11 protein-coding genes are annotated in these 12,818 nt (G+C 70.9%); 8 read left to right on the forward strand and 3 right to left on the reverse strand.

The genetic code is table 11. The annotated features are described in order from the left end of the window. The 5 genes from IFU11_RS16150 to IFU11_RS16170 all read left to right on the forward strand — a co-directional run. A partial coding sequence (locus IFU11_RS16150) for an OmpL47-type beta-barrel domain-containing protein (protein WP_192019609.1) occupies positions 1 to 1,923 on the forward strand: 1,923 nt, incomplete at its 5' end. Positions 1,924 to 2,109: 186 nt separating this feature from the next. Next, positions 2,110 to 5,955 (forward strand): OmpL47-type beta-barrel domain-containing protein, encoded by a 3,846-nt coding sequence (locus IFU11_RS16155; RefSeq protein WP_192019610.1) that lies wholly within the window; start codon positions 2,110 to 2,112, stop codon positions 5,953 to 5,955. Positions 5,956 to 6,154: 199 nt separating this feature from the next. Beyond that, positions 6,155 to 6,640, forward strand: coding sequence for a DUF2975 domain-containing protein (locus IFU11_RS16160; RefSeq protein ID WP_137242733.1), 486 nt, complete (start codon positions 6,155 to 6,157; stop codon positions 6,638 to 6,640). After that, positions 6,640 to 6,852, forward strand: a complete 213-nt coding sequence (locus IFU11_RS16165) for a helix-turn-helix domain-containing protein (protein ID WP_137242732.1) — start codon at positions 6,640 to 6,642, stop codon at positions 6,850 to 6,852. The genes IFU11_RS16160 and IFU11_RS16165 overlap by 1 nt, the downstream gene beginning before the upstream one ends. 70 nt (positions 6,853 to 6,922) lie before the next feature. Further along, positions 6,923 to 7,558 (forward strand): DUF805 domain-containing protein, encoded by a 636-nt coding sequence (locus IFU11_RS16170; protein ID WP_137242731.1) that lies wholly within the window; start codon positions 6,923 to 6,925, stop codon positions 7,556 to 7,558. An 18-nt stretch (positions 7,559 to 7,576) separates the two neighbouring features. On the opposite strand, the gene IFU11_RS16175 is transcribed toward IFU11_RS16170, so the two are convergent. Then, on the reverse strand, positions 7,577 to 8,851 hold the full coding sequence (locus IFU11_RS16175; protein ID WP_192019611.1) for an RNA polymerase sigma factor: 1,275 nt from the start codon (positions 8,849 to 8,851) through the stop codon (positions 7,577 to 7,579). Positions 8,852 to 8,873: 22 nt separating this feature from the next. After that, positions 8,874 to 9,317, reverse strand: coding sequence for a YciI family protein (locus IFU11_RS16180; RefSeq protein WP_137242729.1), 444 nt, complete (start codon positions 9,315 to 9,317; stop codon positions 8,874 to 8,876). 214 nt (positions 9,318 to 9,531) lie between these two features. On the opposite strand from IFU11_RS16180, the gene IFU11_RS16185 reads away from it, so the two are divergent. Further along, positions 9,532 to 9,735, forward strand: coding sequence for a three-helix bundle dimerization domain-containing protein (locus IFU11_RS16185; protein ID WP_064295795.1), 204 nt, complete (start codon positions 9,532 to 9,534; stop codon positions 9,733 to 9,735). A gap of 20 nt (positions 9,736 to 9,755) precedes the next feature. Here IFU11_RS16185 and IFU11_RS16190 read toward each other — a convergent pair whose 3' ends face one another. Next, positions 9,756 to 9,944 (reverse strand): hypothetical protein, encoded by a 189-nt coding sequence (locus IFU11_RS16190; RefSeq protein ID WP_137242728.1) that lies wholly within the window; start codon positions 9,942 to 9,944, stop codon positions 9,756 to 9,758. Between the two features lie 189 nt (positions 9,945 to 10,133). Here IFU11_RS16190 and IFU11_RS16195 point away from each other — a divergent pair, with 189 nt between their 5' ends. Together IFU11_RS16195 and IFU11_RS16200 are read left to right on the forward strand one after the other, a co-directional pair. Continuing rightward, entirely contained in the window at positions 10,134 to 10,934 is an 801-nt protein-coding gene (locus tag IFU11_RS16195; RefSeq protein WP_079704551.1) for a sugar phosphate isomerase/epimerase family protein, read from the forward strand. Between the two features lie 372 nt (positions 10,935 to 11,306). Next, entirely contained in the window at positions 11,307 to 12,743 is a 1,437-nt protein-coding gene (locus IFU11_RS16200; protein WP_192019612.1) for a glucose-6-phosphate dehydrogenase, read from the forward strand. Positions 12,744 to 12,818: the final 75 nt, after the last annotated feature.

Here is a 12,818-nt window from a genome sequence, read left to right on the forward strand (position 1 = left end):
GCGCCCGTCGTCGAGGTGTCGGTCGACGACGCCGCCTGGGCTCCGTACACCGGTCCGGTCGCCGTGAGCGGGGACGGTGTCCACACCGTCGCCGCCCGCGCGACGGACTCCGCCGGCAACCGCTCCGCCTCCTCCGACGTCACCGTCCGGATCGACGCGACAGCGCCGTCGGTGACCCCGGTCGCCGACGCCGCGGCCCGCACGGTCAAGGCGACCGCGACGGACGCCGGTTCCGGCCTCGCCTCCATCGAGGTCCGCATCGGTGACGCGGCGGAGTGGATGCCCTACACCAAGGCGGTCCTCGTGGGCCTGGAGGAGACCACGGTCCACTTCCGTGCCACCGACACCGCGGGCAACGTGTCTGCGGACACCACGGTCGTCGTGCAGAAGAGCGACGGTCAGCTCCGCCGGAACGTCGCGATCGGCGCCGTCCCCACGGCCTCGTTCACGGCCGCCTGGAACACGGTGAACGGCCTCAACGACGACGTCGCTCCGACCTCATCGGGTGATGTCACGCCGAACGACAACGCGACCGTCTGGGGCGCGTGGCCGGAGATCGGTCAGCAGTGGGTCCAGTACGACTGGGCGGAGGCGGTCACCGTCGGCGAGACCGGGGCGTACTTCGTCTCGAACCTCGACGACGCGGGCCTCGGCATCGAGGTCCCGGCGTCCTGGAAGGCGCAGTACTGGGACGCCGAGGCCGGAGACGGCGCCGGCGCATGGGTCGACGTCGAGGCGCTCGGTGCGTACGGGACCGAGGTCGACGCGTTCAACCCGGTCGCCTTCACCCCGGTGACGACGACGAAGCTGCGTCTGCTCCTCGAGGCCTCGGGCACCGAGAGCGGCAAGGGCAGCCTCGGGATCAAGGAGTGGCAGGTGTTCGAGGCGGCCGACCAGCCGGTCCCGGACGTCACCGCTCCCGTCGTGACCACCACGGTCACCCCCGAGCGGCCCGCCTCCGGATGGTTCCGCGAGGACGTGAGCGTCTCGGCGACCGCCGTCGACGACCGCGACCTCGTCGCGACCCTCGAGGCGCGGGTCGGGACCGGCGAGTGGGCGGTGTACACCGGCCCGGTCGTCGTGACCGATGACGGGGTCGCCACGGTGTCCTTCCGTGGAACGGACGCCGCCGGCAACGTGTCGGAGCCGTCGGTCGTGGAGGTGCGGCGCGATGCGACCGTCCCGACAGCCGCGGGGACGTTCGACGGCACCGCGCGCACCGTCACCGTGACCGCCGAGGACGAGCACTCCGGTGTCGCCTTCACGGAGGTCCGGGTCGGGGACGGGGTGTGGTCCACGTACACCGCACCCGTCGCCACAGGTGAAGCGGCGACCACGGTGGCCGTCCGCGCCACCGACGTCGCGGGCAACGTCTCGGAGTCCGTCTCCGTCGACGTCCCCGCGAAGCCGGTCACGCCGGAGCCGACGCCGACCCCGGTCGACCCGACGCCGACGCCCGGCCCGAGCGAACCGAGCGGTTCGCTGACGGGTGACGAGGTGCTGCGACTCGGCGTCACGAGCGTGGCCCCCGGCGGAGCGCTGCCGGTGTCGCTGACGGGAGCCCGGCCGGGCGCGGTGTTCCGCGTTGAGCTGCGGTCGACGCCGGTGACGCTCGGGACGCTCACGGTGGGTGCCGACGGCACGGCGAACGCGGTGTTCACCGTCCCGTACACGACCACGGCCGGCGTCCACACGCTCGCCCTGGTCCTTCCGGGCGGCGAGGTGACGGCCCAGGTGACCGTCATCACGCCGGGTGCCAGCACGCCGGACGCCATCGCGTCGACCGGTGTGCCCGAGGAGGCCGCCACGTTCGGTCGCCTCGCCGCCCTCGCGGTGCTCCTCGGAGCCGCCGCCGTGCTGATCGCCCGCCAGCGGGCCGGACGCACGCAGCTCGAGCGCGGACCGACCGGACCGCTCGTCTGATCGCCTCGGCAGGCCCGGGGAGCGCATCCCGCTCCCCGGGCCTGCCCCGGCTGCCGCCCCTGCCCCCTGCGCCGGTCCCTGGGCCCGTTCACCCCGGTCCGTGAGCCCCTACCCCGGTCCCCTACCCCGGTCCCTGAGCTTGTCGAAGGGCCACCCGCACCACCACACCGATCACTGGAGATCCTCGTGTCTCGTCCCCTCCGCCTCGCCGCTCTCGGAGCCGCGACCGCCGTCCTCGCCTCACTGCTCACGGTCGTCGTCGGTTCACCACCGGCTGAGGCGGCCACGCAGAACCCCATCATCGGCGACGGCTCCGTGTACTCGGCGGACCCCGCCACCCTGGTCGTCGACGACGAGCTCTACATCTACGCGGGGCGGGACGAGGCCGGCCCAACCACGAACGACTTCATCATGAACGAGTGGCAGTCGTTCTCCACCGGCGATCCCGACTCCGGCACCTGGGAGCACCACCCGTCGCTCATGCGTCCTGAGACCGTCTTCGACTGGGCGACCTCCGGCCGCGCCTACGCGGGGCAGGTCGTGGAGGGTGCCGACGGCCGCTTCTACTGGTACGTCCCGGTCCACGAGGCGGCGAGCACGTCGGAGGACCAGTTCGGCATCGGCGTCGCGGTCGCCGACGACCCGCTCGGCCCGTGGACGGACGCGGTCGGCGGCCCGATCATCTCCCAGGCCATCCTCGGCAACACGATCCACAACATCGACCCCACGGTCTTCGTCGACGACGACGGTCGTGTCTACCTCTACTGGGGCAGCTTCAGTCAGCTCCGCGCGGTCGAGCTCGAAGCCGACATGGTGACGCTCACGGGTGACGTGCGCACGATCTCCTCCGGTGTCGACGGCTTCTTCGAAGCGGCGTGGCTGTTCAAGCGCGGCGCCACCTACTACCTCGCCTACGCGGCGAACAACGCCGGACCCGACTCCACCTGCACCCCGGCGACCTACCACGCGTGCATCGCGTACTCCTCGGCCGATTCGCCCTTCGGGCCGTGGACCCAGCGCGGCCGCGTCCTCGCCCCCGTGTCGTCCACGACCTCGCACCCGGCCATCACCGAGTTCCAGGGCGAGTGGTACATCGCGTACCACACGGCCGACGCCGTCGGCGGGAACCACTTCCGTCGCTCGGTCGCCATCGACAGCGTGGAGTGGGACGACACGACCGTGCCGCCGACCATGCGCGAGGTCGTCACGACCCCGGAGCGCGGCCCCGACCTCAGCCCACGGCGCAACGTCGCACCCTGGGCGACCGCCTCGGCCTCGAACGAGCCCGTCCCGACGCAGTACTGGATCGACGCCCTCAACGACGAGACGATCCGACCGAACCCGCTGCCGCCCGACATGTGGGGCAGCTGGTCGGCGGAGCGTCCCGCCCAGCAGTGGATCCAGTACGACTGGGACCGCCCCGTGCGCATCGACAGCGCATCGATCAAGTTCTTCCGCGACGTCGCACCGGGGACCGGCAACGGGGTGTCCGACCCGTCGAGCTGGAGGCTGCAGTCCTGGAAGTCCGGAGCCTGGGTCGACGTCGTGAACCCGAGCGGCTACCCGACCTCCACGACCGCGGAGCACACCGTGACCTTCGAACCGGTCACCACCACCCGGCTCCGGGCGGTGCTCAACGCCTCGTCCAACGGGGCGAACCCGCCGGCGTATTCGGCGCTCGCCGTCGAGGAGTGGCGCGTGCTGGCCGCCGAGACGACGGGGTATCAGCCGGTCGTCGTGTCGACGATCACCGGGACGCAGCCCCTCCTCCCGGAGACCGTGCTCCTCGACGACGCGACGGGCGGCTCCGTCCGCGCGACCGTGCACTGGGACCCCGTCCCCGCGGACCAGCTCGCCGCGCCCGGATCCTTCACCGTGCTCGGCACCGCCGAGGGCTATGCGGCCGGCCGCGTCGAGGCGACCGTGACGGTCATCGACGGCACGGTCACCGAGGACACCCAAGCGCCGACGCTCGACGTCGAGACGATCGGCGTCGACGGCGCGGGGGACTGGTTCCTCGGTGACGTCACGCTGCGGGCGACGGCGCTCGACGCGGCGGACCCCACGCCGCTCATCGAGTTCCAGCGGGACGGCGGCGACTGGACCGCCGTCGCCGGGCAGCGGACGGCCGTGCAGACGATCACCGGTGACGGACCGCACAGCGTGGCCATCCGGGCGACGGACGCCGCCGGGAACACCTCCGAGGTCTGGAACGCGTCGTTCCGGATCGACTCCGGTGTACCGACCGTCGACGCGGCGTTCGATGCGGAGAGCCACGCGGTCACGGCGTCGGCCGCCGATCCTGGCGCGCCGGAGACCGCGTCCGGTCTCGCGGGCCTCGAGGTCGCCGTCGACGGACAGGACGCCTGGGAGCCGTACACCGCGCCGGTCATGCTCGACCTCGAGGCGCACGACGTCTACCTGCGTGCGAGCGACACCGCCGGCAACGTGTCGGCGGTCACCGCCATCACCGTGCAGCGCTCGGCGGACGCCCCGCTCGAGGGCGACATCGCGTCGTTCGCCACGGCGACCGCCTCCTACTCCTCGCCGTGGACCACGGTCGACGCCGTCAACGACGGCAGTGCCTCGGGTGCGTCCTGGGGCACCTGGCCGATGGTCGGTGAGCAGTGGGTGCAGCTGAGCTGGGACCGCGAGGTCACGCTCGACGCCGCGTCGGTGCACTTCTTCGCCGACGCCGCAGACGAGGCGAACGTGGGGGTGATCCCGCCGCGCAGCTGGGTGGTCGAGACGCTCGCCGCGGACGGCTCCTGGGTGCCGGTCGACACCACGGACCCGTACACCCGGGACCGCGACGTCGCCAACGCCGTGGGCTTCACACCGGTCGCGACGTCGGCCCTCCGGGTGCGCATGCAGGCTTGGGGTGCGGCGGAACAGGGCGGATCCGTCGGGATCCTGGAGATCACGGCGAACGCGGTCGCTCCGGCGGGGGAGCCGGACACGACGGCGCCCACCGTGACGCTCGCGTCGAGTCCGGCCGAGCCGACGGGCGAGGCCGGTTGGTATCGCGAGGGCGTGTCGGTCGCGGTCGACGCTGACGACGACGTCGACGACGCCCCGATGGTCGAACTCCGGCTCGGCGACGGCGCGTGGACGCCGGCGGAGGAGGTCGAGGCGTTCGACCCGGAGACGCGGGTGCTGATGCTCGGCGCCGATGGCGGGTACGTGGTCGCGGCCCGCGCGACCGACGCTGCTGGGAACGTCTCCGAACCGGTGGCCCTGTCCGTGGACATCGACACGACCGCGCCGGAGGTCGAGGCGGTCACCACACCGGAGGCCCCCGCGACCGGACCGGTCACCGTGCGGTTCGACGCGACGGACAAGGGTTCCGGGGTCGCCATGGTCGAAGCGGCAGTGAGGTCGGGCGACGCGGGTTCGGGTGGTGCCGGCCAGGACGATGCCGGCTGGTCGCCGGTCTCCGATGCCGGGCTCGTGCTCGACGAACCGGGCGAGCACCTCGTGCGGTACCGCGCCACCGACGTCGCCGGCAATGTCGGCGCCGAGCGTTCGGTGACCGTCACGGTCGTCGAGACGCCCGTCGACCCGGAGCCGGGGGACGGCGCCCGGGTGGTCCTCGGTGCCTCATCGGTGACGGCGGGCGGTTCCCTCGCGGTCGCCGGTTCGGGTTTCGGCGCCGGTGAGCAGGTGACGGTCACGCTCTTCTCCGACCCGGTGCGGCTCGCCACCTTCACCGCCGACGGCTCGGGTGCCGTCTCGGGTGTCGTCGCCGTGCCGGTCTCGACGCCGAACGGGGTGCACACGGTCGAGCTCCGAGGTGTCACCACCGATCGCGCGGCGACGGCCTCGCTGCAGGTGACGGGCGGTGGAGCCCTCCCGGGCACGTCTGTCGGAAGCCCCGGTGCCTTGGCGCCCGGAGCCGGCGGGGGCGGTGGTGGCGACGACCTCGCCAGGACCGGCGCCGCGCCGTCCGCGGCGCTGCTCATCGCCGCACTCGCCCTCCTCTCCGGTGTGCTGCTCGTCGCGAGGCGTCGTCAGGAGGCGTTCCGAGGTTGAGTGCGCCCTTCGACAGGCTCAGGGACCGGAATTGCTCTGGGACCGGGATGGTCCTGGGACCCGACGGACTCGGGGACTGGAAGGGCTCTGGGACCGGATGGGCTCAGGGACCGGAATGGCTCAGGGAGCGGGATGGCGTCGGCTTGCGCAATCTATCGAATAACGATAGCTTTCCATTGTTCTTCGATGGAGGTGCGCGATGCGCGGAGTGACGGTCCTGGTGCTGCGGGTGATCCTCGCGGTCGCTCTGGTGGGTTCGCTGGTGGTGCAGGTGGTGATGGTCCCGTTGCTCTGGGCGGACCTCGACGGCGTGGACGAGGTGCCGCGGACCCTGTTCGCGATCATCGTGATCGCCGAGATCATCACCTTCCAGCTCTGCGCCGTGTGTGTCTGGGCGCTCCTCGACCTGGTCCGTCGGGGGCGGGTCTTCTCGGCTCGCTCGTTCCGGTTCGTCGACGTCATCATCGGTGCGATCGCCGTGTCCGCGCTGCTCACGTTCGGGCTCGCCGTCCTCCTCGCTCCGGGCGGGATCGCGCCGGGGGTCATCGGTCTCCTCTGCGGCGCCGCGCTCGTGACCGCCGGTGTCGCCCTCGTGGTCGTGGTCATGCGGTCCCTGCTGCGTCAGGCCGTCGACCGCGAGATCGAGGCGCAGGGGCTCCGTTCCGAGTTGGACGACGTGATCTGATGCCGATCATCGTGGACATCGACGTCATGTTGGCTCGCCGCAAGATGTCGGTCGGTACCCTGTCGGAGCTCGTGGGGGTGACACCGGCCAACCTCGCGGTACTGAAGAACGGCCGTGCGAAGGCGGTCCGATTCACGACGCTCGAAGCGCTGTGCGTCGCACTCGACTGCCAGCCGGGCGACCTCTTGCGCTGGGAGGCCGCGTCGGAGTGATCCGCCCCGATGCCCCGGTCGCCATGCCGGGCATACTGGAGGCACCTCGACCAGCGATCCGGAAGCAGTCATGACGTATCCTCCGAACCCTCCAGGTCCGCAGTCCCAGCTGCCGTATGGCCAGCCGCCGTATGGCCAGGCGCCGTACGGCCAGCCACAGTGGGCTGCACCCCCGCCCCGGGGCGCCAGCTCGCCGGACGACCTGACCCTGCCGCTCTACGGGGCGACGTTCCGCCAGGCGACCAAGCGGTTCTTCAAGCAGTACGCGAACTTCTCGGGTCGCGCGTCGCTCAGCGAGTACTGGTGGAGTGCGCTGCTCACGACGCTCCTGATGCTCATCCCGACGCTGCTGATCACCATCGGCGCCATCATGACCGCAGTCTCCGCGGCGACGGCTGCCGCGCAGGAGCAGGGGCTGTCCGGGAGCGGATACGACCTCGCGGACCCTGGACCCATGGGGTTCGGCGTGCGCGTCCTGCTCATCGTCGGCGTCGTACTGTTGCTCGTCGCCTGGGTGGCGCTCATCGTGCCGAGCCTGGCGATCGCCTGGCGGCGCCTGCACGATGCAGGGTTCCCCGGCCCGTACTATTTCCTCACCCTCGTGCCGTCTGTCGGGAGCATCATCGTCCTCGTCCTCATGCTGCTGCCGTCGAAGCCCGAGGGGCAGCGCTTCGATCGCCCCTCGCAGGTGTCGTCCGGACGCTGAGGTCGCAGGAGACGCGGTTCACTGCGGCAGTCCGGCGGCCTTCCGCAGCAGGACGTCGCGCTCACGGTCGTTCGCTGCGAGGTGCGCGGCGGTCAGGAGTTCCGAGCGGGCCTCCTCGGTGCGCCCCAGCCGTGCGAGCAGTTCGCCGCGGACGCTCGGGATGAGATGCGACCCCCGCAGCGACGCATCGTCGGCGAGGCCGTCGACGATGCGGAGCGCCGTCGCCGGGCCGGTCGCCATCGACACCGCGATCGCGCGGTTGAGTTCGACGACCGGATTGGGGGCGATCCGTTCGAGCGCCTCGTAGAGGATCACGATCTGCTCCCAGTCCGTCGCGTCCACGCTGGGGGCGACCGAGTGGCACTGCGCGATGGTCGCCTGCAGTGCGTAGGCGCCGCGTCCCCGGCCGAGCGCGTCGGCGCGGGCCAGCGCCGCCGTTCCGCGGCCGATCTGCGCCCGGTCCCAGCGCTCGCGGTGTTGGTCGGCGAGCAGGGTCGCGGAGCCGTCGGGTGCGACGCGGGCGGCGAAGCGTGAGGCCTGGAACTCCATGAGCGCGACGAGCGCGTGCGCCTCCGGCTCGCGGGGGACGAGCGCGACCAACCGTCGGCCCAGCCGCAGCGCCTCGTTCGCGAGCTCGGCGCGGATCCAGGTCGGTCCGCTCGTCGCCGCGTACCCCTCGGTGAAGAGCAGGTAGACGACGCCGAGGACGGCCGACAGGCGCCGCGGCCACTCGGCCGGGTCCGGCGCCTCGAAGTGGACGTTGGCCGCGGCGAGCGTCTTCTTGGCGCGGGTGATCCTCGCCTGCACCGTCGGCACCGGGACGAGGAGCATCCGGGCGATCTCCTGGGTGGTGAGCCCGCTGACGACCCGCAGCGTCAGCGCCACCTGCGACTCCCGCGACAGCACCGGGTGGCAGGCGGTGAAGACGAGACGCAGGACGTCGTCCCCGATCGGCTCCCAGTCGAGGTCGCTCGCCTGCTCAAGATCCCGGGCGAGCGACCGGTACCGCTCGTCCAATGCCGCCCGGCGTCGCCAACCGTCGATCGCGCGACGTTTCGCCACCATCGTCAGCCACGCACCCGGGTTGCGCGGCACGCCGTCGCGCGGCCACTGCTCGAGGGCCTCCAGCAGCGCCTCCTGGGCGAGATCCTCCGCCAGACCGAGGTCGCCGGTCAGCTTCGTGAGGGTGGCGACGATCTGCGCGCTCTCGATCCGCCAGACGCTGTCGACCACGCGGCGGGCGGCCTCATCGCCGTCCGCCGCGCCGGTGTCGGTCAGGTCGGCGTCGGTCATGTCCGTCTCGCGTCGGTCGTGCTCAGGCCGGGTCGGCCGCGGGCTTCGCCACGCCTTCCTGCGCCCGCCACTCCTTCTCCTTCTGGAGGTACTCGTTGTCGGCGTGGTCGGCGAAGTCCGTCTCGTCGGTCACGCGGCGCACCTCGATCTTGTTGCCGGGGCCGAGCGGCGCACGGCCGGCCCATTCGATGGCCTCCTCGCGGGTGGCCACCTCGATGGTCCAGAACCCGTTGAAGAGTTCGTGGAGTTCGCCGTAAGGGCCGTCGGTGACGATCGGGGCCTCGGTCGTGAACTCGACCACGGCTCCCTGTGCGGCGTCGGTGAGGCCGTCACCGCCGACCATCACGCCGGCGTTAATCATCGACTCGTTGTAGGCGCCCATCGCGTTGATGACCGCTTCGAAGTCCATGTCCTCGAGCTTCTCGACGGACCCGCTGTTGCGCATGATGAGCATGTATTTCGACATCGTCTTCTCCTGTCGTCAGGGGCGCTGATCGCCCGCCTCACTCTGACGTCGAACGGCGAACACGGAAATCGACATCGCGGTCAGAATATCCTCGGCGGGTGCCCGATGGGGAGGGTGAACGGATCGCGGCGGCCAGGTGTCCGGCGGGAGAACAGCGGCGGACGGAAGTCGCGATTCACAGCCCAGGCAACAACTGTGGGTTGATACTGAGTCCATGGCAACTGAGATCGACCACGAAGAGATCATCCGTCAGCTCACTGCGAAGCTGAGCGAGAAGTACTCGGGGGTCGATTCCGCTCGGATCGGCGAGCTCGTGCGCGAAGAGGTCAGCGCGCTCGCCGAGCGTCCTGTCCAGGATTACGTGACCGTCCTCGCCGAGCGCGCGGTCAAGAAGTCCCTCAAGCGCTCCGAGAAGTAACGGTCCCGCCACCGGTCGGACTACGGCCGGTCGGGTCTGCTCGTCAGCGCCTCGATCGAGACCACGATCACGATGCAGATGACGAGCACGGTGAACACGTTCGGGTTCAGGGTCAGCGCGTAGACGACCACGGCGATCAGGGTGAGGGCGCCGATGATGACGATCGCGCGCAGTGGTGATCTCCGCTTCGTCCGGTTCGGTTCTGACATGGTGCACCCTCGCTGATGGTCGGTCGATTCTCCAGCCTATGAGTGCCTCGGCGCCCCGCACGTCCAGTCTCTGTCGCTAGACTCACCTCGGGTACTTTTGTCGACGAGTCGACAGAAGCGGTTCCGCGCTGTGGGAGACACGCGCGGAAGCGCCCGTCGGTGCCCGCCCGAAGCTACGAAGGAGTACCCATGAGCGCACCGTCCGTGCAGCTGTACACCGTCCGCGACGCCATCGCCGAGGACCTGCAGGGCGCCGTCGCCCGCATCGCCGAGATCGGCTTCACGAAGGTCGAGCCATACGCGTTCGTCGAGCGCGCTGCCGAGTTCGAGACCGCTTTCGCCGCCGCTGGTGTCACGGCCCCGTCCGGCCACGCGCCCGTCATCGACGCCGCCGACCCGGCGGTCGCGTTCGACGCGGCATCGCGGCTCGGGATCGGGACGGTCATCGACCCCTTCATCCCCACCGATCGCTGGCAGACCGCCGACGACGCGGCACGTCTCGCCGAGCGCGTCAACGAGCTCGCCGTCCAAGCAGCGGCGTCCGGCCTGAAGTTCGGTTACCACAACCACAACTGGGAGTTCTCGACCCACGTCGACGGGCGCCCGATCTTCGAGCTGTTCGTCGAGCAGCTGTCGCCCGAGGTCGTCCTCGAGATCGACACCTTCTGGTCGACGGTCGGCGGTGCCGACACCCCGGCGTTCCTCCGTTCGCTCGGTGACCGCGTGCAGTTCCTGCACATCAAGGACGGCATCATCTCCGGTGACATCGCCACCGCACTGCCGAGCAGCGAGAGTGCGCTCGTCGTGCCCGACGCGCTCGCTCAGGCGTTCGCGAACCAGCAGCCCGCGGGTCAGGGCCAGGTCGACATCCCGGCGATCCTCGCTGCCGCACCGCACGCGACCCGCGTCGTGGAGTTCGACGGCTACAGCAAGGAGATCTTCGGCGGCGTCGCCGAGTCCTACGCCTGGCTCGCCGAGAACGACAAGTAGGCGCGCACCTCGACAGGCTCGGTGAGCGGGGCGCCCGTTCCCCGAGCTGCGCCGCACTGAGCCTGTCGAGGTGTCGAAGGGCCCACGGGGAGTCGTTCTGTGGCCGTGGACGTGTGCTCGGGGGCACTTCGACAAGCTCAGTGACCGAAGTTGGCTCAGTCACCGAGGTCGGCTCAGTGACCGAGGTCGGCTCGGTGAGCGGGGCGCCCGTTCCCTGAGCCTGTCGAAGGGCCTACGGGGAGTCGTTCTGTGGCCGTGGACGTGTGCTCGGGGGCACTTCGACAGGCTCAGTGACCGAGTGCTGCTCAGTGACCGGGGCGCGGGCGTGCGCAACCCCACGACGATCATCCGGCTCTCGGTCAGGATGGAATCATGAGCGACCAGTCCGACACCACCACCCAGCCCGATCCCGACACCGTACCCGGCATCCCGGACGCGGAGTCGCTGGAACCGACGAAGCGCACCATCGCGATCCTCGGCGCCAACGGCGACCTGGCCAAGCGGCTCCTGATCCCCGGCCTCGGCGAGGTCGTCGACGCCGCACGCGACATCTCGCTGCAGATCATCGGTGCCGCCCGCACGCCGCAGCCGAACGAGGAGTGGCGTGCGACCGTCCGCGCCAGTCTCGAGGATGCCGGCATCGGGGCCCGGACCGTCGACGTGCTGGTGTCGACGACGGAGTTCATCCCGACCGACGCCTCCGACCCCGACGAACTGCGTGCACTGCTCGACGCCTGCACCGGCTCGCCGATCCTCTACATCGCGCTCCCACCGTCCGCCGGGCGCAAGGTCGCCGAGGCGCTCGCGCAGATCGACCTGCCCGACGACCTCCTCATCGCCATCGAGAAGCCCTTCGGCGACGACCTCGCTGACGCCCAGGCGCTCAACGCGGCGCTCGCCGAGGTCGTGCCGGAGGAGCGTCTGTGGCGCATCGACCACTTCCTCGGCAACGCGACCGTGCTCGGGATGCTCGGCCTCCGCTTCGGCAACCGACTCCTCGAGGCGGGCTGGAACGCGGAACAGATCGAGAAGGTGGAGATCCTCTACGACGAGGAGCTGGGGCTCGAGGGTCGTGCGGCGTTCTACGACCAGACCGGCGCTCTGCGCGACATGCTGCAGAGCCACCTGTTGATGGTCCTCGCCCTCACCGCGATGGAGCGGCCGGACGCGGTGACGCCGACCGACGTCCACGACCGCATCGCCGAGGTCCTCGGCGCCGTCCGGCTGTGGAAGGACGATCCGTCGACGGCCCGTCGCGCCCGCTACACCGAGGGCCGGGTCGGCGACCGGCTCTTCCCCTCCTATGTGGACGAGCCCGACGTCGACGCCTCCCGCGAGACGGAGACGCTCGCACAGCTCCTGCTCCAGGTCGACACCCCGCGTTGGCAGGGCGTGCCGTTCGTCCTGCGCTCCGGCAAGGGCATCGGTGACCCGCGCCGCGAGGTCGCCGTGCACTTCCGCCGCTCGACTGCGCCGACCGGACTGGACGCTCCCGACGGACACTCCGACACCGTCCTCCGCATGTCGCTCAAGGGCGGTGCGGTGCACCTCGACCTCATCGTGACCGGAGCCGATGACGTCGACGGCCTGCGCCGGGTCGAGCTCGAGGCGGACCCTGGAGCCGCGACCCTGAGCGCCTACGCGCAGGTGCTCGCCGGCCTCCTGCAGGAGAACACGCTGCTGTCGGTGCGCGGCGACATCGCCGAGCAGTGCTGGCGCATCGTCACCCCGGTCGTCACCGCCTGGGCCGCTGGCGAGACGCCGCTCGAGGAGTACGAGGCGGGGAGTGCCGGTCCGACGGACTGGTGACCGGGCCCTGACGCACTGCTGAGCGCCTGACACGAAACGACCCGCGCCGAATGATCGGCGCGGGTCGTTTCGTGC

Source organism: Plantibacter sp. CFBP 8804 (assembly GCF_014841225.1).
In the GTDB taxonomy this organism is placed as follows: Bacteria; Actinomycetota; Actinomycetes; order Actinomycetales; family Microbacteriaceae; genus Plantibacter; species Plantibacter auratus.